The sequence below is a fragment of the Pseudomonas sp. NPDC087358 genome, assembly GCF_044900785.1.
In the GTDB taxonomy this organism is placed as follows: Bacteria; Pseudomonadota; Gammaproteobacteria; order Pseudomonadales; family Pseudomonadaceae; genus Aquipseudomonas.
The window spans coordinates 112,394-129,729 of sequence record NZ_JBJDOA010000012.1 but is presented as its reverse complement, the minus strand read 5'-3'; the positions used below and the strand labels follow the sequence as shown (position 1 = coordinate 129,729).

Below are 17,336 nucleotides of genomic sequence, written 5' to 3'. Positions count from 1 at the left end.
AAATGGCCAGACTTTTGCACCACCCCTCCCCTGATAGGGGAAACCTATCGAAAACGGTCAAAAATCGATCAAATCGTGCGAAATGCAATGAAATTAGTGCGATTCGTTCTCATTTGGCTCTGAAATTGCCGAAACCACCGTCCTCCGTCGCCGTCTTCACCGAATGGCACGGATGACACAGCCCTTGCCAGTTCTGACGGTCCCAGAACAGATCCTTGTCGCCTCGATGGGGCGTGATGTGGTCAACGTCAGTCGCGGCCGTCACCCTACCTCGCTGCTCGCAATGGACGCACAGGGGATGCTTTCGCAGGAAGCCCTCACGCGCCTTCTGCCAGCGGTAGCCGTAGCCTCGCTCGCTGCTCGTCCCGCGAAGCTGCTCGGGTGTTCGGTGTGGTGGCGTGTCGGGCGCTGCAGGTTTGTGTCGCTGCGGCCTCACAGGCACGGTGAGCCGTCCAGGTAGCAGGCTGGCTCACGCTCACGGCTGACGACCACGTCGCCTTCGCTCATGCCTTCATTCATCAGCAGGCCGATCAGTTGTCCGTTCTGGCTGACGATCTGCGTCAGCAGCTCGTTCTGCCGTTCCTGCTCCATCAGCATTCTTTCCAGCAATGAGTTCGTGTGCTCGTTCATATCCGATCCTCGACCACTTCTTGATCCATGCCTTGCGTGCTTCACAGCCCGAGCAGGTCACCGGTCAGCCCTTAGCAGCTAGCTGCATCAGCGCCAGCGTGATTCCGAACACCGATACCTCCGACTGCTCAACGATGGCCATGGCTTGCTGTCTAGCCTGCGCTACCTGAGCCTGCTGCTCACTGGTCAGTTCGCTGACGATACCCTTCAATTGGTAGTAGTCCGATTGCTCACTCATGGGATTCACTCAACAGAGCAGGTCGGCCAGACGCACCGAGCCACAGCCAGCGCGCCTGCGTGGTCGTGGTCTTCCTGCATGATCATGGGGAATGGTGGATATCCCGGCACTGTCGGGTACCAAGATTTCTTTAGGCGCGGTTTGTGCATTTGGTCGAGTGCGGGTGTCAAAGTGGCAACGGGCCTGTATTGATCGCCGCTCAACACCAAGGGGAATCAGATGCTGTGCCTTACTGATCAGGAGCGCGCCGTGTTGAGAGGGCGCTCGGGCCTTACCGCTAACGAGTCGGGCATGGAAGTTTTCGTCGGACTAACTGTCGAGGAGTCCAGCAGATATCACTTCCTCAGTTGCCCGGGCGGCGAACATACATTTCGAGATGCAGTCGAGTTCCTCGCCTTAGATCACAAACATCAGCTTGCTATGGACCGCGCTGCCTACTGGCGACGGTTGCTCAAACAAAATTAAGGTCATCTGCTTTTACTGCGCTGGATCTGTGCGTCGACCTGATCGGCGCAGGTGTCCAGCAGGTTGATCGCCCGATCCTTCAGTGCCCAGAGGTCGCCGTTCAATGCCAGGTCATCGTCACGGGTGCTGATGCGCTCGCAAGGGATCAGCTCAGGGGGTTCGAGCCTTACCGCTGTTGTCTTTACTGGTGCTGGCTGGCTTCCCGCGCAGGCCGTCAGGCAAAGGCTGATCAGCCCACTTGCGAACAGCCGGGCTTTTGCGCTTGAGGTCTTCAAAGTCTTTCCTCGCCTTCAGGGCTTTCTGTTCGCTGGCCTTGAGCCGATTGCTGAGGTCGTTCTGATAGGCTGCATTGCGTGCTGCCTCGGCTCTCAACGTCGTGATCGTGGCCTGGCTCTCGACGTTTGCCGCCATGGCATCAGCCCTGGCTTTCGTCTCTACCGCCACCTCGCCACGCAGTGCGATCACCCGGTACTGCTGCAGGCCGACCAGCAGGATGCCCACCAACGCGATGATGAATGCCGCGGCGAATGCCTTCATGCTGAGTCCGCCTTGCGTCCGAGGAACCTGATGATCAGCTCGCGAATCGCGGTGACACCGATAAAACCAATGGTGCCGCCGGCGGCTACCGACAGGCTGGACGGCCAGGCCATCCACTCAATGACGCTGCTCGCCGAAAGGCTGAGTGCGCCGCAGATCAACGCCTCCAATATCACGCGCCATTTGTTGGCCTCTTTGCCTTCGTAGAGCACGCGCAATAGGGAAATGGTTGCAGCCATAACCGCTCCTTGCCACAGAGGGTCACTCAGTTTCAATCGAAGCCATTCCCAGGCCTGCGCCCAGAAGTCAGGATTTTTATCTAGCATGACGGCGTCCGACTGCCCTCCCGAACAGGGAGCGGAAATGAATCGACCCCGCAGCACTCCCGGCTTGGAGCGATGGGTGTGGCGAGGCCGAATACGAAAAAGCCCCGGCAACTGCCGAGGCTCGTATACTTAATCGCGGGGCAGCGCCCGCGAAATTCTCTTACAGATGATGTGGCTTGGGATCGCGCCCAGATGGAGCACCAGCATGAACATGACCAATATCACCGCGATGGCGCGCGCGCGCTCAATGATCGAGGTGATATGCCATAGCCTCGTACCTGGGCTTGCGTACCGAAATAAAGAAATGGCTGACGGATATATCGCTTCAATTTACGACGCGGGACTTATTGATAGGAACCAGTTCGAAGACCTCAAGGCCGAGGTCGAGATGGCGTTCACCACATGGACTGTGAAAACCGGTTTCGATAAACATGTATGAGCGGCGTCGACCAAGCTGGTCGTTCTTCTGCTCCATGGAATCTTTAGGTCTCCCGTCAATCTCTTAGTAAATCACGCCTAGGATAAAGGACTATGGCACATGAAAAGCATTTTCGAATCGACTACCTGCTTGGTGGTGCCTACAAAACGTTCTACATCCGCGCTTCGAAAATGGATAACTCGGAGGCTTGGCATTGGGCAACGATCGATGCAGGTTTCGGGGAGTTACCCAAGTACCGATCCGACAAGGTAACGAAGCTGAGCAAGCCACAGGCCGAAAGGCTAGGTATCTCCAATGTCGAATGGACGCAAAATTAACTCACACGGAACGGGCCATGCGAGAAGACGTTGAAGGGCCATTCAAATGGCAGTCAATCATTGCACTCAATCACTACGAAATTCATTACGTACTTCGTGGAATGAAAAAGGTTCTGCTGCATAACGCGAAAGGCATGACAGAGTGCGATGCATGGATTCTCGCGGCGCTGGATGCAGGAGTTCCATCCAGCGCCCTGCCTACTACCCGCTTTCTCACTGTGCTTATCACCGCCGCGCAAAACCAAGGCATTTCAAAGGTTCGGTGGAACCTTTGTCCGCGATCCACACGGTATATGTCTTATGAGTGAACCTGTGATGTCTCTCCATCAGTCCGCCGATGCCGCCCGTATTGCACACTTGGAGTCGGGCCCATCGGCTGCCGGCGTTCTTTCGAAACGCGTGACTGACCGGCTATACCGCGTCCAGGCCCTCCCCGTAGGGCCACCCTGGCTATGGTCACACCCAACGAAAAACATGAAGCGGATACCGGGAATTGAAGCCGGGTGATCAGCTTGGAAGGCGAATAGCGGCCTGCGCCACCCGCAGAAACAAAAACCCCGGCGCTTGGCCGGGGCTTTGGATATCTCGATCAACCTTAATCAGCTGTCTGTCGGCTGTTTCGCCAGAACAGATACGCCAGCCCAACCGGGGCGACGAATATCGCGAATGACCAGCACATTGACATGGTTATCGCCTTCACCAACAGCATGAGCAATGCGTTCACGAAGAAGACGTTGTTACCCATGATGTATCCCACGACGCTCTCGTAGACAAAGCGCGAATAGGGATAGAGCAGCGTGTTTATAACAACGAATATGGCGAGCCCGGGCTTAGCGGAGAGCCCGCCAGGTGCGCTGCCAACAACCCAGAGAATCAGGGCCGCGAATGTGGCACCGAAAAGAAACTGGCGGATGTAGTAGCTGGCGTTGAGTCCACCGAACGACTTGGCGAAGAATGACTGCATAAGATCCCTCTTAAAGGCTTGATTTAGAGGGGTGCAAACATACCAGCATCACTTTCCTGTGGGTAGTCTGCGGTCGGTCATAGGCTAAGCACGACGTGTTCGCCAATCGTTTCAGGCTTCAGAATAAAACCCGAACAAGGCGAGGCTGGTCGGCGCCGGCCGCGTAGGCGCAACCCAAACGCCTTTTTGCGCCCGCAGAGCAAGGAGCCAAGGCTTTCGCCTTGATTCACAACGTGAACCCTTGCTGTATCTGCCGCATGCGCAAAATTCAGGCATAAAAAACCCGGCTCAAATATGGCCGGGCTTCTCTTCAACTGTCTGGGTGTCGCGCTGAATGCGTTGAACACCGTGGCATGAAAACAGGACTTTATCCGTCCGGAAAGAACTATTTACGCTGCGGCGCAATTTTCTCCCAGCGCGCCGTCAATCCATGAAACGCCATTCCGGATGATCTCCCTCGCCGAGCGCTCCGACATCTTGTGCGCCTCGCCAATCCGTACCATCGTCCACTTCGCGCCGAAGTACAGCCAGACGAAGTCACCCATTTGCTGGTTGCGTTTAATCAGCCTGGCAATGGTCGAGTCTACGAGCATGGCCACCTCGTCGGTAATGGAATAGCTCAGGCCATCCGTGCAGGGGTTTGCCTGGGCGATCACGGAAGCGAGCTGTGAGACGTACCGCGGAACGCCCATCCCGGTCATCCGCCAGGAACCCCAGTTCTCCAGCAGATGCTCAGTATCGCCCAGCGGTTTGTCCAAATAGGTTCGTTTCTTCACGCTGCTTTCCTCGGATCTGGTTCGTTGTTCAGGCCGAACAGGTCGCGGAGCAGCTTGTCCGCCGCCCTGCTGGTCGCCCCACCCTCTTGAATCCATTGGCGGCCGAATTCGTGGAATCCGACCTGTGCACGACTGCCGTGCCAGGACGCGACAATGTCCAGCAGATTGGCCATGGCCACCGCCCCGCCCAACTGGACCTTGGCCAGCTCTTCGCCGGCGATGCGGAGGAAGCGCTGCTCGACTTGCATCATGCTTCTGCGCGGCAGTGCCGCTGTCACGTTATTCATAACTGTCTCCTGCCTGGGCGGGCGAGCCGTTTTCAATATGGCTCCTCCCTTGGGATGGATGCTGATTTGCGCTGAAGGCCCCGGATTCAAAGGGCTGCACGCGTGTACATACCGATGGCTGTCCCGCATATGTCCCACCGTGAAGCAAGGCGAACCCTTGGCCGTCGAGGTGCTGATGCCATGCCTCCAGCGCCTTGCGCTTCATGCCCTCGGCGGTGGTGTGGATGTAGGTCGCGTCCAGATCCTTCATGGCGTGGTTCAGCAGCATCTCGCCGACCATGTAATCGACGCCCAGATCAGCCCACGCGGTGCGGGCGACCTTGCGCAGGTCATGGCTCGACCATTCTCCTTTGCTCACGCTGGTGAACACGGTGCAGGCCTTGCTCGGGCTCAATGCCGACCCGTTGCTGCCGGGAAACAGGAAGGGCCCGTTGTAACCGTTTGCGAGCTGTCGAGCCCGGTAACGCTGTAGGAGCGCGCAGACCTGTTCGGTCAGCGGCAGGGTGTGCTCGGCCTTGGTCTTCGTGTCGCCGGCGGGGATGAACCACTGGCGGGTCACGATGTTGAGGTTCTTCCAGCGTGCCAGCCGTGTTTCCCCGAGCCGCGTGCCGTGACAGAGCATCATCAGCGGCAGCATGGACTGCACCGGCACCGCGTCGAACTGCTCTGCGAACGTCTGTAGGAGCGGAGGCAGGTCATCACCACGCAGGCGCGCGGCCTTGGGCCTGATCCGCGTCCGGACGAAGTCGGTGAACTTGAGGTCCGCCATCGGGCTGACATCGATCAGCTTCAGCCGGGCGGCTTGCCGGAACGCGGCCGCCAGCACGCCGTAAACCGAGCGCACGAACGACAGCGCGTATTTCTCCTGCAGGGGCCACATCAGCAAGCGATCAAGCCAGGACCGATTGAGGCTGGCCAACTCCAGATCGTGCAAGCGCGGCACCAGGTGGCAACGCAGCGCTGACTGCGCACTGGCCTTGCGCTTGGCCGACAGTCCGCGGTCGCGGGTCATCCGGTCGGTGTACCAAGTCAGCACGTCGCCAACGGTGCGCCAGCTGGTGGTGGTCGATGCGGCAGCCGAGTCCACAGCGCGACGCGCGAGGATGTCAGCCAGCGTCGCCTGCATCAGCTTGGCATTGATGCCAGGATAGCTGCCGGCCTTGCCCCACTTGCCGCCGACCACGACGTGCCAAACGCCCTTGGAGCGATCGACAGTCGAATACCGGAAGCGCAGCTGCGGATAGCGAGGATCGCGCAGCTGACGAACGCTGGTGGCGGCCTGCTTGCGGATTTCGGCGTCGGTGACCGACACGTGCAAGGTTTGGGATGGCTTACTCATGATCTGGACCTCCCCGATGGCTGCGGCCGGTGAACTTCACCACCCGGCCCATCTCCACCTCTTCATCACTCGGAGGCCTGCCACCAAACGGCACGAACCGCACGAACTGACCCTGGGCCTGCACCAGACACGTCCCCGGCTTGCCATGGCGACATTTGCCGACAATCAGCTCAGTGACTCCGTTCGCCCCCTCGTCGGTGTCCGTGTCGCGATGAACCAGAATGACGACGTCAGCATCCTGCTCGATCTGCCCGCTGTCACGGATATCGCTTGGGCGCGGCCGCTTGTCCGGGCGATTGGTTGACCCACGGTTCAGCTGCGCCAGCACGATCACCGGCACCTTCAGCTCCTTGGCCAGGTTCTTCAGCGCGGTGGATATCTTGCCGACCTCCAGCGTGCGGTTCTGCCCGCCCTCGCCAGCAATCAAGGTGATGTAGTCGACGACGATCACGTCCAACCCCTCCCGGCGCTGGCACTGTCGCGCGATCGAGCGAATACGCGCGACGGTCATCCCGGCTTGATCGCTCACGTATAGCCGCGCCTTGTGCAGAACGCTGACCGCGCTGGTGATGCGCGGCCAGTCTTCATCCTTGAGCGTGTGACCTTCATCCAGTCGGGTCAGGTCAACTGCGCCCAGCGAGGCGATATTGCGAGTGGTCAACTCTTCCTTGGTCATCTCCAGACTGAACACCAGGCCCGCGCCTGCGAGCTGGCAGGTCGCGTGCTGCGCCATCTGCACGCCTAGGATGGTCTTGCCGGACGCCGGTAGGCCAGCGACGACGACCATGTTACCGGGCCGTAGACCGCGGATCAGCTTGTCCAGATCCGGCAGGCCGGTGGTAAGCCCCTTGGACGCTGTTCCTGAGAACTTCGAGTCGATTGTGTCGATCACCTTCGGCAGGATGTCCCCGACTTTGTGATAATCCGGCTCGCCGTCGTCCAGGTCGCGTAGATCGGCCATGGCCTGCTGGCCGCGCGCGATGATCTCGGCCACCGGCAGGTCATCATTCGCCGAGTGGCTGATCGCATGGGCCGTCTCGACCACCTTGCGCAGCACAGCCCGCTCACGAATCACCCGGGCGTAGGTTTTCCAGCTGGAGGTGCCTTGAGCATTCGCCTGGATTGTCGCCGCGTAGCCCAACATGCTGCTGCCGTCGGGCAGGTACTGGTGATGTTCGCTTACCATGACCACGTCCACCGGGTCACCAGCCTCATGACAATCAAGGATCGCCCGGTACAGCGCGGCGTTCTCGATCTCATGGAAGTCCGCGATTTCGACCTTTGAACTGATCTCGTCAATCAGTGCGGGGTCGATGAACATCGCGCCGAGCAGCCCGTGCTCTGCGTCTACGTTGAACAGTTCGCGGCTCATGCGGCACCCCGCGCGGACGGCCAGCGGAACAGCACCACCAGCCCGCCTTTGTCTCGGAGACGATCGACGGCTCGGTCGCCCAGGCAGTGGCGCAGATCAGTCATGCCGAGGTTGCTCACCACAATGGTCGGGCGCAGCTGCTCATATCGGCCGTTGATGACCTCGAACAGCACAGTGCGCTCGAAGTCGGTGCCGTGCTGAACGCCTACCTCATCGATGACCAGCAGATGCGGCCTGACCAGATCGGCGTACACCTGCGATTCCGTTTTGCTGGGCGAACCGAAGGTGTCCTTCACGCTGCGAATGATGCCGCCGGCGGTGGCATAGCGGCCTATCAAACCTTGCGAGCCAAAGTGGCGGATGACTTGCTGCAGGACACCTGTCGCCAAATGCGTCTTGCCGGTGCCGACTTGCCCCAGCAGCATCATCGAGCGACCAAGCGGGAAGTTCTCACTGAAGGCATCGACGTAGCCAGTCGCCGTGCTCCAGGCTTGAAGCTTGCCCTGATCTGCTCCCGCAGCCCACGTATCCAGCGAGCAGCCCTGAAAGCGCAGCGGGATGCCAGCGTCCAGTAGGCGCTCGTTCATCAGGCGGTCACGGTGCAACGTCACGCCAGCCGTGCGGGTTTCGTATTCCTGCGCGTGGCGTTTATCGAAGTGGCAGCGCGGGCAGCCGTACCAGCCAGGCTCGGCGCCGAACTGCTCGACGCGCGAATCAGTGAATTGACCGTGATCCGGGCATTCCCGAGTCGCGGTTTCAAGTTTGTGTTTGATCTTCATTGGCCGCTCCCCGCGATCCGAAAGTTGCCGTTCTCGTCGCGCTGAAGGCCTTCCTCGTAGTCGATCTGGTCGAATCCGCTGTGGCGGGAAGGCGCAACGCTGCCTACGGGTTGCAGCTCGTCTTCCCAGCGCTTGCCGTTTAGCCAGCTGGTAGGGTGAGGGATGAACTGCCCATTGCTTTTCAGCCAGTCGATGCTGGTCACCTGGCGCGCCAGCGCAGCGGTGATGACAGCGAGCATTTCCGGCGTAACGGCCAGCTTTCCCCATGCGGCTTCTGCCTTGGCCTTTTGGACCTTGCGTGGATACAGTTTCCAGAACACAGCGAACCCGCCCATTGGGTCGTTTTCGCACACAGGTTTTGGTTCCTTGACTGGTTCAGAAGAGTGACTGGTTCTGGGGGCAGCTCCTGCCCCACCCCCTGGGTTATCTCCTGCCCCAGGTGGGTTATGTGCTGCCCCACCCCCTAGGGCATTTGCTGCCCCACCATCAAGGGATAAATGAAAGAGGTTGGACTGATTCAACTCGCCCTTACGGCGGTACTCCCGACGCAGATACCCGGCCTTCTCAAGCTCACGAATGTGCAGCTTCACCGTGGAGCGACCTATCTCACACTGGTCAGCGATATGCTGATACGAAGGCCAGCACTCGCCTTGGTCGTTCGCGTTGTCAGCCAGCTTGATCAGCACCAGCTTGCGAAGGGGGTTCCCCACCTTGGTTTTCATGGCCTTGACCATCGATTCCATGCTCATTGCAGGGTCTCCGGCGCTGACATCTGTTCGACCTCTGGGCGCAGCACCAGAGCTTCCATCTGACGTTGCTGCACGGCCTTGCGCAGCGATTCCGGATCCATGCCTGTAAAGCGGCGCACCAGCACGCGCAGCGCCATGGCGGCGTGCGCCGCCTCGAAACGCGCGTCTTGCATGCAGACTTCGACGCCCTCCTGCTCGTCGAAAAGGATTTCCTGCACCAGATCGGCGCCAATCCAGGCCTTGTAGGCGAGCTGATCGTCGGTGAAACGCTCCATGTAGGCCTCGTCTATCACTTCGGGCTCGGTCGTCTGCGGCTTTGATTGCTCGGTCATTGCCCCTCCTCCAGCAGATCAGCATCGCGCCGGGCCCAGAGCTCTCGAATCTTGGCAAAGCCTTTACCGGTGACGCGGCAGGTGAACTTCGTACGGCGCTCGCCGGTTTCCTCGTCTTTGTATGAGTTCGGGGAGGCAACCAGATAGCCGGCTTCGATCTTTGCCTGATACGGCTGGTTATAACGGTCAACCCACCGCTTCTGACGCAGAAACTCGAAGAGGCGGTTCTGCCCTGTGCCTATGGACTGAGCAATATCGCGAACGTAATGAACGCCATGAGACACGACGACATGGTCATGAAATTCAACCTTCGGCTGGTCTGCCGCGACCTTCTGCTCGAGCATTAGCTTTTTGCTGCTCAGTTCGTCGTTGTCAGCGGTAAGCGTCAGCACCTTGCCGACGTTCTCTAGGAGGAGGCCTTTGAGCACTGCTGGGTCATTGAGAGCAGCGGCCAGATCTCCGTGGGGAGCCGCCAGCTTTTGCTCCAAGTCATGCAGCCGCTTAATCACCTTGTTTCGGAGCGGAATGCTATATCCCGTGATCAGCGTCTCGGTGAGCTCGCGCTCTAGATGGAAGTTTTCGGTGTACCCGCGCGAGTCTTTGTCCTCCCGCACATGGCGCAGATCTGCGCCATCCTTTTTCAGCGCAGCGAGCATCACGCGGACGTCGCGAATCACGTCTTTGTGCTGCTTGCCCGTAAGTTCGGCGATTTCCGAACTGGTCATGGTGACGGCATCGCCGCCATTGAATTTGACGATGCTCATGCTGTTGCCCCTTCTTCAATCATCCAGCGCTCGGCGACGATCTGCTCTTTGAAGCCCTGGTCCACCACGTAACGCTTGAGGCGCTCGATCTCCGCCAAAGCGAACTCAGATGTGATCGAGCACCCTTCTGCCTCAATGCGCACTGCTGACACGCACAGTTGCCAGCTTGGGTAAAAGCTCAGCCCGGTCAGCGCCATGATCTGGCGGTACAGGGTCAGAGAAATGTGCTCAAGGTCAATTTACTGGGCACGATTGAGAGGGTGGCGGCGTGTGCGGGGCCCGTCCTCAGGCGCATCGATGAGCCCGTGGACTTGCCAGTAGGCGCGGACAAGCGACACAAGGTCTCCACCCGAAGCGGTCGGCTCCGCGACGCCAATATGCGCACGAAGGATCGCGGCAATTTGCTTAGCCAGGCTTGAGACGGTTGGCGAGTTTTTAATCATTGGGATGCTCCGTCGGCGTGCGCGCCACGATTAGGCATGTCAGTGTTTTGTGGCGCGCGCGGATCTGGTCCGGCCAATTCCTCGGCAAGATCCCCACGGGCAACGCGGAAAATGTGCTCGATCTGGTCCGCTCTATGGTCCTTGCTGTAGGTGAGCTGGCCGACGAAACAACCGCCCGGCGGCCACTTCTTGTTCAGCAGACCGGCACCGTCCCGTGCCTCTTGCTCAGTGCGGAACGGGCCAATCATGCGAGAGTGGGGGACGCCCCGCTTAATGACGGCGGGGGTACTGACAAACCAGTACGGCTCGCCAGCTTTGATTCCGGGGTTATCGGGAGACATACGACACCTCCCGACCTTTCCGCCACTGCTCACCGGCCTTTTGCTCAGCGTCGCGCCAGTGCCGGTAGCCGAAGTTTCCGCTGTGAAAGACGACTTCGGACAGCAGGTCATACAGTCGTGCATTGATCGGATGTGAAGCCCCGCCCAGTGCAGGCACGATGGCCTCACAGAGCAAACCTCGGAGCTCGCCGAACAGCTCATGTGCGTGTCGGAGCCCGCCAAGTTCGCTCGCAGTCAATGTCACAGGCGACAAAACATCGCCAGTAATTGTGGACTTGCGTATCGCCTGGCGAGTCATAGAGGCACCTCCAACTTCACGAATGTCCCTACGCCGTCCCTGACCGCCAGAGCTGGATCAAAACTGTTTAGGTGCGCGCGGATGCCGAACAGCGTGTCATTGGTCTCGACACAGTCCGCGTTCCAACGGTCATAATCTGAGCTGCTCCCCACCGACTTCAGTTTTACCCAGGCCGGCAACTCGCCGCGGCATCGCATTTCGTTCAAATGCGTCCACCAGGTACATGCGTGGCTACGCTCCGCTTTTAAGAGCTCGATAACGACTTGCCGTTGCTCGCTCGTGAACTGGATCCGCGGCGCTTTGCTGTCGGATGCTTGCGCCATTGGTGGCGCAGTGGTATTTTCGGGACGTGACATAACGTTCTCCTGGAACGAAGATTCAAAAAAGTCCATTGGCGTGGACTGGTTAAGAAGGCTCGCGAATGCGGGCCTTTTTGTTGCCTGCGATTTAGCCGGTCAACAGATACTGGGATTGGCGCTTGTTCATTTCCGATACTCATCAAATCGGCAAACGCCAAACGTTGGAAGTCGCTGACCAGAGCCTTCCTTTCGAAGCTCAAACATGCTCCGAGGGTGCTTGCTCATGATGTCAATGGCTCGGGACGGTTGCGATGCTCAACGGCGCGGGTACTGGATGCATCTACAGGTACATCAAGCGCTGAACCTTGAGTCTCGATAGCGGTAGAATTCGCTTCATCGGTAGATTGCTGATAGGCACGAGCGGATGCGTCCCTTAGCGACTGAGCGGTGAACGCGCCGTTGCACCCGCGGGCAAGGTTTTCGGCATGCTGGGTTTCGCCCGTGTATTCGGTGCGTGGTAAACGGCCAGCCGCGACCCATTTGTTAATGGCACGGGAGCTCACATGACACATACGCGCCGCAGCGGAGATGCCGCCTACGGCAGAAACAGCGTGTTTAAGCGCATTCATAAATCAGTACCAGTTAGGACCTACGGTTCGCACTGTAGAAAGGACTGACAGTCTCGTCAAGTAGAGGCAAAATGGACCCATGGTACTTACTAATTCAGATGAATCTACATTTGCCGACCGTCTCCGCCACGCTATGAAGCAAGCTGGCTTCGATGGCTACGGCTCTACGGCTGAGCTTTCTCGCAAGCTCGAGGTCACTCCGAAAGCCGTGGCAAAATGGCTTCACGGAGAGTCCATGCCTTCTAGCCACCGCCTCATACCGTTAGCCGCTCTTCTCAACGTCGATGCCAAGTGGCTCCTGTGGGGCACTCAGTCCATTTCCGGGATCGACAGGAAACGGTTAGTTCAGGGCATGGGCTTGGAACTCAGCGACGAAGCGCAATTAGCGGACCTTCAAGCTGCTATTGAACGTAAGCAGAACCCGCCTCCGCCGATTTCTTATGAGCTGCGCAGGAAGAAGGATTTTTACCCTGACTCGCGACCCGCAAGCGACAATATCATCCAAGAGCCTCGCGCTACATATGATGCATCCCACGAGATGACCCCAGTCAGCGTCTGGGATGATGAGACGCCTGTTGATGATGACGAGGTAGAGGTGCCTTTTTTGCGAGAGGTAGCACTTTCTGCCGGAAGTGGCAGGACGGTAATTGAAGAACATAGCAATGCCCGCCTGCGGTTTGGAAAGCGGAGCCTTCGTAAGCATAACGTGCAGTTCGATCAAGCCATCTGCGTTCCTGTGCACGGTAATTCGATGGAACCGGTTTTGCCTGACGGCAGCACCGTAGCCATCGATAGGGGCACCACTAATGTGGTTGACGGGAAAATCTATGCATTAGCCCATGCGGGGCAGCTGAGGGTTAAGACGTTATACCGGCTGCCAGGCGGTGGCATCCGACTACGGAGCTTTAACCAGGCTGAGCATAGGGATGAGGAATACACCGCTGAACAGATGGTCGAGCAAGAAATAGTGGTGCTAGGAAAGGTGTTCTGGTCCGCCGCCTTCCATTAACAATCATCCAGTAAATATAGCGCCTACGAGGCGCTATTTTTTTGCCATCAAAACGTACCAATGGTTCTTGACAGTACGCGCTTCTCGGTACATTCTTGGCTCACCAAACAGAACCAACGGTACTTAACAATGAGTCAGACTATACGCTTCCAAGCTTGGCAAGGATTTCTCGGCAGAGGCTTAGCGGCACGCGAGATATCCTGCCTGCTGGCCGTAGCCTCTGGCTATACAGATAAGGAAATAGCACAAATGGATGGCCTCTCTCCTCGCTCGATCAAGGGGCGAATCGAATCAGCAATGTTCAAGCTGGGTGTTTTCAAGCGCGCTGCACTTGTGGCGGAGGCTATGCGGCTCGGACTCATCAGCTTTGCCGCTTCAGCCCCAGCAGATCCGGACCCGCAACAAGACCGTGAGCAGGATCGACACAATGGCGTATTTATCGCGTGATTAGCGGCGTGCGTCTGTGCGCGGGCGCAGTCCGGTGACCAAGCCATCGAAGCGAAGGGAGTCGCGAATATCACCCCCTTTGCGGAGAGATACGGATGACCGATTTGATTTTGACTGAAGACGATTATCGCCAACTTGTGCAGGCTCATGGCGGAACACCGATGACCGATTCGTTGAAGGTGGCGAACAGGTTCGGCAAGCGCCACGACAACGTTCTCCAGGCGGTCGACAAGCTGAAATGCTCGCAGAAATTTCGTCTCCTCAATTTCCAGGAGACGATCACCTGGAGGGGGAACCCAAAGGGCGGCGAACCAATTAAGAGCCGCTGCGTTGAGATTACAAAAGACGGCTTCATGTTCTTGGTCATGGGTTTCACCGGGACCAAGGCCGGCGCCTGGAAGGAAGCGTTCATCGAAGCGTTCAACTGGTTGATCGAACAGTTGGCCAACCGTCACATGTCTTGGGAGCAGCGTCGTAACGAAATGCAGTACGTGTACAAGCAAAAGAAAGGAATGGCGAGCATGGCCGGGAAGATGATGCGCAACTGGCAACTAGAAAAGCCAATCATCGAAGGTGAGATGTTGGCTATCGAGCAAGACGGACAAGGTGTTCTGCAACTTCACTAAACAAGCTCCGAAGTAACACATAGCAAGATCACAACTTTCAAGAAAGCCCAGTCAATCGGCACGCCCTCGGCCTGCCTGGAGAAATGAAAATGTCCGAATCAAGGAGTGTTCCAAAGTTCGTTGTCCGCCTGCCGGATGACCTGCGTGATCGCATCGACGACGCGGCCTGCGCTGCTGACTGCTCGATGAACACGATTTTCGTCCGCGCTGTTCGCCAGTACTTGGACGGCCAACAACGTCAGGACCTGCTGCTCGATGCGCTGGCCAGGGCATCCGGAGCCAATGAGATGACCGCCCATGTCTGCAGCTGATCGAATCACGTTGGTGCTGCGCCCACACACCGGCACGACCCTCGAAGACCTTCAGCAGTACGCGAAACTGGGTATGCCGGTTGGCGTGGGTCGTTCGCTTGGTGTCATTGCTGGCGCGAGTGAGGGCGATGTGGTGGAGCGAGCCGAACAGTTGGAAAGCCAGGTCGTCATTGCCGAAGCGGCCTGCTGGCAGCGCCAACCCTGCGAGCACACCCTACCCCGCGCAGGTATCAGGAGGTATTTCAGTTATGAATCTGGGTTCTCGATCACTGCCATTTGACGTACTTACTCGACGCGATAGCCGTCGCCTCTCTAACGCCCCAAGCAAGGGCTTCAGTAATTCGCTCGCCGTCGCGGTGCGGGAAGTATTGTTCGGACACGCTCCGGCCGTCCCGCGCATAGACCCCAATGAACATCTGAATGACTCCGGTGCGAGACAGCCTACTTTGGACATCAATTTGGGCGCCGCCCGGCAGAATCTCGCTGTGCTGCATGGCATGCAGCTCGGCATCTGCCCACTCCCAATACGCCGATCCACGTTTTCGCATGGTTGTTTCCTCCCTGTTTTCTTTGAAACAGTAGATTCGGTGCCCGTCCCTCTCTCAAGGCCACCACAACACAAAAAACGAGGTGATCTATGACCATCAGCAGCGCAGCTGGGGCGCGCCTGAACCCAAAAAACGACTTGAGCCAACTCGGCGATCGCCTCATCCGCTTTGGCCAAGCCCTTCAGAACCCGGAGACGACGATGGGCCAGCTAAGCAGCCTCGCAAACGCCTGCGGTATCGCATTGAAGTTGCGGACCGTGGCCGAGTCGGAGGTCAGCCAACATGATTAACATGAGCCCTCATGGCCTGCTCGGCCATCTGCATCGCCCAATCCACTGCCGATTCATTTTCCTGGTGAAGAGTCCCATAGCACTCTTCAAAAATACGATCACCGGTGTTCGTGTAGATACCGATGAAGATCAGGGTCACGCCCTCGGAGAGCTGAACCTGCACGTCCACTTGTACCCCGTACCACAAGATCGCCGTGTGACGAAATGGGTTGAGCTCGCTGGTGTTCCACTGATGAAATTTCGGTCCTCGATTACGCATGGCGCCTCCTTTGCTCCAGAAAACGATAGAACAGGCTCGGGTCGGGCGCCAGTCCCAGCGAGAGCCGGACCACGATTGATGCGTCAGTTTCCAGTCAAACAAGTAAAGCTGACGCGTCAGGAGGAATAGCCATGGCCGCAGCCGAAGATATGGAGCCGTACGTCGCGGACAAAGTGCCTGAGGCAAAGATGGCGGAGCTCATCGGCACCACGCGTAGGGCGCTGCAGGGCAAGCGCGCCCGGGGGATCATCCCAAGAGGCGTCTGGAATGAGATCGATGGTCGCATCTATTACAGCATCAGGAGATATGAGGCATGGCTAGAAAGCCAATGGGATTGCCCACCGGAGTGGAATTCGCGGGCAACTCAGTTCGCATCAGGTTCACCTGGAATGGTGAGAGACGCTGCGAAACCCTCCCCTATCCCCAAACGCCAAAAGGGATCAAGGCTGCCGCCGATCTACGTGCTCAAGTAATCAGCCTCGCGAAGCATGGCGTACTGGACGCGGACAGGTACGCCGAGCTGTTCCCCAACTCAAAGCACTCCCATCATGGCTCGAAGATGCTGTTCGGAGCTTATGCCCAGGCTTGGCTGAACGGACGCGAGGTTGTGAACGGCACTCGCAAGAATTACCGGATCTCCCTGAACAAATACTGGATGCCGTATTTCGCGACGATGCCAATCGAATATGTGTCGTCGCTGGATCTGCGCCGGGTTGTCACTGAAACGAAGTGGCAGAGCCAGGAGGTGAAGCGTTCGGCAATACAGCGACTCGGCGCAATGTTCAGATCTGCGGTCATTGACGGCGTGATCCCCCGCAATCCCGTTGATGCGATCGAGCTACCGGCGCGCCCGAAGAAAGCCCCCGACCCATTCACTGTCGAGCAGGCGGATCAGATAATCGCGTCCCTGTACGAAACCTTGACAGGTGCGACGGCCATCTATGCAGCGTACTTCGAATTCGCCTTCTATACCGGTATGCGCCCAGGCGAGATCGCTGCCCTGCGCTGGGATGAGGTAGACAAGGAGCGGCGTCTTGCGCACGTCTGCAGGATCGTAGTGGACAAAGTCATCGAGGAGCGGACCAAGACGAAAGCCGCCCGCACGGTCATGCTTAACAGCCGGGCGCTAAACTCCCTCCGTGTGGCCGAGGACATCGCTACGCTGCGCAAGTCCCAGAAGAAGCGGATGAGGAAGGAATCGCCGTACGTGTTCCCGCCGACGAGGATCAGTGACTACCTGCAGCAGGCTAGCCTGACCGATAAATTCTTCAAGGTGGTCGTCGAAGACCTGGGCATCCGGGGAAGACGACAGTACAACTGCAGGCATACGTACGCTACCATGTGCCTCATGGCGGGTATGAACCCTGCGTTTATTGCCAATCAGCTGGGACACAGCGTTCAGATGCTGCTGTCGACGTATGCCAAGTGGATCAACTCCAGCACCGACTGGGGCGAGTTGGATAAACTGGAAACGAAGATGATTGGTACAAATTTGGTACGGGCTGAACCAGTACCCCTCTGA

General features: G+C 58.1%; 32 protein-coding genes. 10 read left to right on the top strand and 22 right to left on the bottom strand.

The window, feature by feature from the left end; all coding sequences use genetic code 11:
• Positions 1–109: 109 nt before the first annotated feature.
• The 6 genes from ACI2KS_RS23915 to ACI2KS_RS23890 all read right to left on the bottom strand — a co-directional run bounded on the left by ACI2KS_RS23915 (position 110) and on the right by ACI2KS_RS23890 (position 2,196).
• On the bottom strand, positions 110–436 hold the full coding sequence (locus ACI2KS_RS23915) for an HNH endonuclease (RefSeq protein WP_404623551.1): 327 nt from the start codon (positions 434–436) through the stop codon (positions 110–112).
• Positions 433–630 (bottom strand): hypothetical protein, encoded by a 198-nt coding sequence (locus tag ACI2KS_RS23910; RefSeq protein WP_404623475.1) that lies wholly within the window; start codon positions 628–630, stop codon positions 433–435. The genes ACI2KS_RS23915 and ACI2KS_RS23910 overlap by 4 nt, the downstream gene beginning before the upstream one ends.
• A gap of 64 nt (positions 631–694) precedes the next feature.
• Complete coding sequence (locus ACI2KS_RS23905) at positions 695–868, bottom strand: hypothetical protein (protein ID WP_404623474.1); 174 nt, start codon at positions 866–868, stop codon at positions 695–697.
• A gap of 467 nt (positions 869–1,335) precedes the next feature.
• Entirely contained in the window at positions 1,336–1,551 is a 216-nt protein-coding gene (locus ACI2KS_RS23900) for a hypothetical protein (protein WP_404623550.1), read from the bottom strand.
• Complete coding sequence (locus ACI2KS_RS23895; protein ID WP_404623473.1) at positions 1,484–1,870, bottom strand: hypothetical protein; 387 nt, start codon at positions 1,868–1,870, stop codon at positions 1,484–1,486. The genes ACI2KS_RS23900 and ACI2KS_RS23895 overlap by 68 nt, the downstream gene beginning before the upstream one ends.
• A complete protein-coding gene (locus ACI2KS_RS23890) occupies positions 1,867–2,196 on the bottom strand; it encodes a phage holin, lambda family (RefSeq protein WP_404623472.1) in 330 nt (109 codons plus the stop codon). Before ACI2KS_RS23890 ends, ACI2KS_RS23895 begins: the two co-directional genes overlap by 4 nt.
• Before the next feature lie 205 nt (positions 2,197–2,401).
• Between ACI2KS_RS23890 and ACI2KS_RS23885 the strand changes: the two genes are divergently transcribed.
• The 3 genes from ACI2KS_RS23885 to ACI2KS_RS23875 all read left to right on the top strand — a co-directional run bounded on the left by ACI2KS_RS23885 (position 2,402) and on the right by ACI2KS_RS23875 (position 3,260).
• Positions 2,402–2,635, top strand: coding sequence for a hypothetical protein (locus ACI2KS_RS23885; RefSeq protein WP_404623471.1), 234 nt, complete (start codon positions 2,402–2,404; stop codon positions 2,633–2,635).
• A gap of 92 nt (positions 2,636–2,727) precedes the next feature.
• Entirely contained in the window at positions 2,728–2,952 is a 225-nt protein-coding gene (locus tag ACI2KS_RS23880) for a DUF6555 family protein (protein ID WP_404623470.1), read from the top strand.
• A gap of 17 nt (positions 2,953–2,969) precedes the next feature.
• Positions 2,970–3,260, top strand: a complete 291-nt coding sequence (locus ACI2KS_RS23875; RefSeq protein WP_404623469.1) for a DUF6555 family protein — start codon at positions 2,970–2,972, stop codon at positions 3,258–3,260.
• A gap of 287 nt (positions 3,261–3,547) precedes the next feature.
• On the opposite strand, the gene ACI2KS_RS23870 is transcribed toward ACI2KS_RS23875, so the two are convergent.
• The 14 genes from ACI2KS_RS23870 to ACI2KS_RS23805 form a co-directional block, all read right to left on the bottom strand.
• Positions 3,548–3,916 (bottom strand): hypothetical protein, encoded by a 369-nt coding sequence (locus ACI2KS_RS23870; protein ID WP_404623468.1) that lies wholly within the window; start codon positions 3,914–3,916, stop codon positions 3,548–3,550.
• Positions 3,917–4,305: 389 nt separating this feature from the next.
• A complete protein-coding gene (locus ACI2KS_RS23865; RefSeq protein WP_404623467.1) occupies positions 4,306–4,692 on the bottom strand; it encodes an antiterminator Q family protein in 387 nt (128 codons plus the stop codon).
• Positions 4,689–4,979 (bottom strand): hypothetical protein, encoded by a 291-nt coding sequence (locus ACI2KS_RS23860; RefSeq protein ID WP_404623466.1) that lies wholly within the window; start codon positions 4,977–4,979, stop codon positions 4,689–4,691. The genes ACI2KS_RS23865 and ACI2KS_RS23860 overlap by 4 nt, the downstream gene beginning before the upstream one ends.
• On the bottom strand, positions 4,972–6,318 hold the full coding sequence (locus ACI2KS_RS23855) for a tyrosine-type recombinase/integrase (protein WP_404623465.1): 1,347 nt from the start codon (positions 6,316–6,318) through the stop codon (positions 4,972–4,974). The genes ACI2KS_RS23860 and ACI2KS_RS23855 overlap by 8 nt, the downstream gene beginning before the upstream one ends.
• On the bottom strand, positions 6,311–7,690 hold the full coding sequence (locus tag ACI2KS_RS23850; RefSeq protein ID WP_404623464.1) for a replicative DNA helicase: 1,380 nt from the start codon (positions 7,688–7,690) through the stop codon (positions 6,311–6,313). Before ACI2KS_RS23850 ends, ACI2KS_RS23855 begins: the two co-directional genes overlap by 8 nt.
• Positions 7,687–8,469, bottom strand: coding sequence for an ATP-binding protein (locus ACI2KS_RS23845; RefSeq protein ID WP_404623463.1), 783 nt, complete (start codon positions 8,467–8,469; stop codon positions 7,687–7,689). Before ACI2KS_RS23845 ends, ACI2KS_RS23850 begins: the two co-directional genes overlap by 4 nt.
• Positions 8,466–9,218: a helix-turn-helix domain-containing protein gene (locus tag ACI2KS_RS23840; RefSeq protein WP_404623462.1), complete on the bottom strand. Its 753-nt coding sequence runs from the start codon at positions 9,216–9,218 to the stop codon at positions 8,466–8,468. The genes ACI2KS_RS23845 and ACI2KS_RS23840 overlap by 4 nt, the downstream gene beginning before the upstream one ends.
• Complete coding sequence (locus tag ACI2KS_RS23835) at positions 9,215–9,550, bottom strand: hypothetical protein (RefSeq protein WP_404623461.1); 336 nt, start codon at positions 9,548–9,550, stop codon at positions 9,215–9,217. The genes ACI2KS_RS23840 and ACI2KS_RS23835 overlap by 4 nt, the downstream gene beginning before the upstream one ends.
• Positions 9,547–10,314: a phage antirepressor KilAC domain-containing protein gene (locus tag ACI2KS_RS23830; protein ID WP_404623460.1), complete on the bottom strand. Its 768-nt coding sequence runs from the start codon at positions 10,312–10,314 to the stop codon at positions 9,547–9,549. The genes ACI2KS_RS23835 and ACI2KS_RS23830 overlap by 4 nt, the downstream gene beginning before the upstream one ends.
• Positions 10,311–10,511, bottom strand: coding sequence for a hypothetical protein (locus ACI2KS_RS23825; protein ID WP_404623459.1), 201 nt, complete (start codon positions 10,509–10,511; stop codon positions 10,311–10,313). Before ACI2KS_RS23825 ends, ACI2KS_RS23830 begins: the two co-directional genes overlap by 4 nt.
• A gap of 242 nt (positions 10,512–10,753) precedes the next feature.
• Positions 10,754–11,098, bottom strand: coding sequence for a hypothetical protein (locus ACI2KS_RS23820; protein ID WP_404623458.1), 345 nt, complete (start codon positions 11,096–11,098; stop codon positions 10,754–10,756).
• Positions 11,085–11,396 carry a hypothetical protein gene (locus tag ACI2KS_RS23815; protein ID WP_404623457.1) on the bottom strand — a complete coding sequence of 104 codons (312 nt, stop codon included), beginning with the start codon at positions 11,394–11,396 and terminating at the stop codon, positions 11,085–11,087. Before ACI2KS_RS23815 ends, ACI2KS_RS23820 begins: the two co-directional genes overlap by 14 nt.
• Positions 11,393–11,752, bottom strand: coding sequence for a hypothetical protein (locus ACI2KS_RS23810; RefSeq protein WP_404623456.1), 360 nt, complete (start codon positions 11,750–11,752; stop codon positions 11,393–11,395). The genes ACI2KS_RS23815 and ACI2KS_RS23810 overlap by 4 nt, the downstream gene beginning before the upstream one ends.
• A 224-nt stretch (positions 11,753–11,976) precedes the next feature.
• Positions 11,977–12,324 carry a hypothetical protein gene (locus tag ACI2KS_RS23805; RefSeq protein ID WP_404623455.1) on the bottom strand — a complete coding sequence of 116 codons (348 nt, stop codon included), beginning with the start codon at positions 12,322–12,324 and terminating at the stop codon, positions 11,977–11,979.
• 79 nt (positions 12,325–12,403) lie between these two features.
• Here ACI2KS_RS23805 and ACI2KS_RS23800 point away from each other — a divergent pair, with 79 nt between their 5' ends.
• The 5 genes from ACI2KS_RS23800 (at position 12,404) to ACI2KS_RS23780 (ending at position 14,997) form a co-directional block, all read left to right on the top strand.
• The gene (locus tag ACI2KS_RS23800; RefSeq protein ID WP_404623454.1) at positions 12,404–13,333 is read left to right on the top strand and encodes an XRE family transcriptional regulator; all 930 of its coding nucleotides are present in this window, start codon (positions 12,404–12,406) and stop codon (positions 13,331–13,333) included.
• A 129-nt stretch (positions 13,334–13,462) separates the two neighbouring features.
• A complete protein-coding gene (locus tag ACI2KS_RS23795; protein ID WP_404623453.1) occupies positions 13,463–13,780 on the top strand; it encodes a response regulator transcription factor in 318 nt (105 codons plus the stop codon).
• A 95-nt stretch (positions 13,781–13,875) separates the two neighbouring features.
• A complete protein-coding gene (locus ACI2KS_RS23790) occupies positions 13,876–14,406 on the top strand; it encodes a Rha family transcriptional regulator (RefSeq protein WP_404623452.1) in 531 nt (176 codons plus the stop codon).
• Between the two features lie 89 nt (positions 14,407–14,495).
• A complete protein-coding gene (locus ACI2KS_RS23785) occupies positions 14,496–14,717 on the top strand; it encodes a CopG family ribbon-helix-helix protein (RefSeq protein ID WP_404623451.1) in 222 nt (73 codons plus the stop codon).
• A complete protein-coding gene (locus ACI2KS_RS23780) occupies positions 14,704–14,997 on the top strand; it encodes a hypothetical protein (protein ID WP_404623450.1) in 294 nt (97 codons plus the stop codon). The genes ACI2KS_RS23785 and ACI2KS_RS23780 overlap by 14 nt, the downstream gene beginning before the upstream one ends.
• On the opposite strand, the gene ACI2KS_RS23775 is transcribed toward ACI2KS_RS23780, so the two are convergent.
• Positions 14,984–15,265: a hypothetical protein gene (locus ACI2KS_RS23775; protein WP_404623449.1), complete on the bottom strand. Its 282-nt coding sequence runs from the start codon at positions 15,263–15,265 to the stop codon at positions 14,984–14,986. The two genes, ACI2KS_RS23780 and ACI2KS_RS23775, sit on opposite strands and share 14 nt — an antisense overlap.
• 89 nt (positions 15,266–15,354) lie before the next feature.
• Here ACI2KS_RS23775 and ACI2KS_RS23770 point away from each other — a divergent pair, with 89 nt between their 5' ends.
• Complete coding sequence (locus ACI2KS_RS23770) at positions 15,355–15,555, top strand: hypothetical protein (RefSeq protein ID WP_404623448.1); 201 nt, start codon at positions 15,355–15,357, stop codon at positions 15,553–15,555.
• Here ACI2KS_RS23770 and ACI2KS_RS23765 read toward each other — a convergent pair.
• Positions 15,539–15,814 carry a hypothetical protein gene (locus tag ACI2KS_RS23765; protein WP_404623447.1) on the bottom strand — a complete coding sequence of 92 codons (276 nt, stop codon included), beginning with the start codon at positions 15,812–15,814 and terminating at the stop codon, positions 15,539–15,541. The genes ACI2KS_RS23770 and ACI2KS_RS23765 overlap by 17 nt on opposite strands.
• A gap of 313 nt (positions 15,815–16,127) precedes the next feature.
• Here ACI2KS_RS23765 and ACI2KS_RS23760 point away from each other — a divergent pair, with 313 nt between their 5' ends.
• On the top strand, positions 16,128–17,336 hold the full coding sequence (locus tag ACI2KS_RS23760; protein WP_404623446.1) for a tyrosine-type recombinase/integrase: 1,209 nt from the start codon (positions 16,128–16,130) through the stop codon (positions 17,334–17,336).

What these genes read in the sequence shown, in the direction of transcription:
- ACI2KS_RS23910 (WP_404623475.1), bottom strand. Translation starts at nt 630, where the DNA reads ATGAACGAGCACACGAACTCATTGCTGGAAAGAATGCTGATGGAGCAG.
- ACI2KS_RS23905 (WP_404623474.1), bottom strand. Translation starts at nt 868, where the DNA reads ATGAGTGAGCAATCGGACTACTACCAATTGAAGGGTATCGTCAGCGAA.
- ACI2KS_RS23895 (WP_404623473.1), bottom strand. Translation starts at nt 1,870, where the DNA reads ATGAAGGCATTCGCCGCGGCATTCATCATCGCGTTGGTGGGCATCCTG.
- ACI2KS_RS23890 (WP_404623472.1), bottom strand. Translation starts at nt 2,196, where the DNA reads ATGCTAGATAAAAATCCTGACTTCTGGGCGCAGGCCTGGGAATGGCTT.
- ACI2KS_RS23885 (WP_404623471.1), top strand. Translation starts at nt 2,402, where the DNA reads ATGAACATGACCAATATCACCGCGATGGCGCGCGCGCGCTCAATGATC.
- ACI2KS_RS23880 (WP_404623470.1), top strand. Translation starts at nt 2,728, where the DNA reads ATGGCACATGAAAAGCATTTTCGAATCGACTACCTGCTTGGTGGTGCC.
- ACI2KS_RS23875 (WP_404623469.1), top strand. Translation starts at nt 2,970, where the DNA reads ATGCGAGAAGACGTTGAAGGGCCATTCAAATGGCAGTCAATCATTGCA.
- ACI2KS_RS23870 (WP_404623468.1), bottom strand. Translation starts at nt 3,916, where the DNA reads ATGCAGTCATTCTTCGCCAAGTCGTTCGGTGGACTCAACGCCAGCTAC.
- ACI2KS_RS23860 (WP_404623466.1), bottom strand. Translation starts at nt 4,979, where the DNA reads ATGAATAACGTGACAGCGGCACTGCCGCGCAGAAGCATGATGCAAGTC.
- ACI2KS_RS23855 (WP_404623465.1), bottom strand. Translation starts at nt 6,318, where the DNA reads ATGAGTAAGCCATCCCAAACCTTGCACGTGTCGGTCACCGACGCCGAA.
- ACI2KS_RS23850 (WP_404623464.1), bottom strand. Translation starts at nt 7,690, where the DNA reads ATGAGCCGCGAACTGTTCAACGTAGACGCAGAGCACGGGCTGCTCGGC.
- ACI2KS_RS23845 (WP_404623463.1), bottom strand. Translation starts at nt 8,469, where the DNA reads ATGAAGATCAAACACAAACTTGAAACCGCGACTCGGGAATGCCCGGAT.
- ACI2KS_RS23840 (WP_404623462.1), bottom strand. Translation starts at nt 9,218, where the DNA reads ATGAGCATGGAATCGATGGTCAAGGCCATGAAAACCAAGGTGGGGAAC.
- ACI2KS_RS23835 (WP_404623461.1), bottom strand. Translation starts at nt 9,550, where the DNA reads ATGACCGAGCAATCAAAGCCGCAGACGACCGAGCCCGAAGTGATAGAC.
- ACI2KS_RS23830 (WP_404623460.1), bottom strand. Translation starts at nt 10,314, where the DNA reads ATGAGCATCGTCAAATTCAATGGCGGCGATGCCGTCACCATGACCAGT.
- ACI2KS_RS23825 (WP_404623459.1), bottom strand. Translation starts at nt 10,511, where the DNA reads ATGGCGCTGACCGGGCTGAGCTTTTACCCAAGCTGGCAACTGTGCGTG.
- ACI2KS_RS23820 (WP_404623458.1), bottom strand. Translation starts at nt 11,098, where the DNA reads ATGTCTCCCGATAACCCCGGAATCAAAGCTGGCGAGCCGTACTGGTTT.
- ACI2KS_RS23815 (WP_404623457.1), bottom strand. Translation starts at nt 11,396, where the DNA reads ATGACTCGCCAGGCGATACGCAAGTCCACAATTACTGGCGATGTTTTG.
- ACI2KS_RS23810 (WP_404623456.1), bottom strand. Translation starts at nt 11,752, where the DNA reads ATGTCACGTCCCGAAAATACCACTGCGCCACCAATGGCGCAAGCATCC.
- ACI2KS_RS23805 (WP_404623455.1), bottom strand. Translation starts at nt 12,324, where the DNA reads ATGAATGCGCTTAAACACGCTGTTTCTGCCGTAGGCGGCATCTCCGCT.
- ACI2KS_RS23800 (WP_404623454.1), top strand. Translation starts at nt 12,404, where the DNA reads ATGGTACTTACTAATTCAGATGAATCTACATTTGCCGACCGTCTCCGC.
- ACI2KS_RS23795 (WP_404623453.1), top strand. Translation starts at nt 13,463, where the DNA reads ATGAGTCAGACTATACGCTTCCAAGCTTGGCAAGGATTTCTCGGCAGA.
- ACI2KS_RS23790 (WP_404623452.1), top strand. Translation starts at nt 13,876, where the DNA reads ATGACCGATTTGATTTTGACTGAAGACGATTATCGCCAACTTGTGCAG.
- ACI2KS_RS23785 (WP_404623451.1), top strand. Translation starts at nt 14,496, where the DNA reads ATGTCCGAATCAAGGAGTGTTCCAAAGTTCGTTGTCCGCCTGCCGGAT.
- ACI2KS_RS23780 (WP_404623450.1), top strand. Translation starts at nt 14,704, where the DNA reads ATGTCTGCAGCTGATCGAATCACGTTGGTGCTGCGCCCACACACCGGC.
- ACI2KS_RS23775 (WP_404623449.1), bottom strand. Translation starts at nt 15,265, where the DNA reads ATGCGAAAACGTGGATCGGCGTATTGGGAGTGGGCAGATGCCGAGCTG.
- ACI2KS_RS23770 (WP_404623448.1), top strand. Translation starts at nt 15,355, where the DNA reads ATGACCATCAGCAGCGCAGCTGGGGCGCGCCTGAACCCAAAAAACGAC.
- ACI2KS_RS23765 (WP_404623447.1), bottom strand. Translation starts at nt 15,814, where the DNA reads ATGCGTAATCGAGGACCGAAATTTCATCAGTGGAACACCAGCGAGCTC.
- ACI2KS_RS23760 (WP_404623446.1), top strand. Translation starts at nt 16,128, where the DNA reads ATGGCTAGAAAGCCAATGGGATTGCCCACCGGAGTGGAATTCGCGGGC.